This is a genomic window from Pauljensenia sp. UMB3104 (assembly GCF_030217285.1).
Classification (GTDB): domain Bacteria; phylum Actinomycetota; class Actinomycetes; order Actinomycetales; family Actinomycetaceae; genus Pauljensenia.
Genome location: NZ_JASONN010000208.1, coordinates 1 through 296 on the forward strand (window position 1 = coordinate 1; position 296 = coordinate 296).

1 protein-coding gene is annotated in these 296 nt (G+C 58.1%); it reads left to right on the forward strand.

Annotated features, from left to right (window positions below):
• On the forward strand, positions 1-296 hold a 296-nt coding region (locus QP415_RS11405), incomplete at both ends, for an argininosuccinate synthase domain-containing protein (protein ID WP_285100149.1).

Here is a 296-nt window from a genome sequence, read left to right on the forward strand (position 1 = left end):
TGCCCTCTATGAAGGTAAGTACCCGCTGGTTTCAGCTCTGTCCCGTCCCGTGATCGCCAAGCACCTGGTGAAAGCTGCGCGCGAATTTGGCGCACACACTGTTGCTCACGGTTGCACCGGCAAGGGGAACGACCAGGTACGTTTCGAGGTTTCGATTACGTCGATGGCCCCCGACATGGACTGCATCTCGCCGGTTCGTGACCTTGCGCTGACGCGTGACGTTGCTATCGAATACGCCGAGAAGCACCACCTGCCGATCGAAACGACGAAGCATAACCCGTTCTCGATCGACCAGA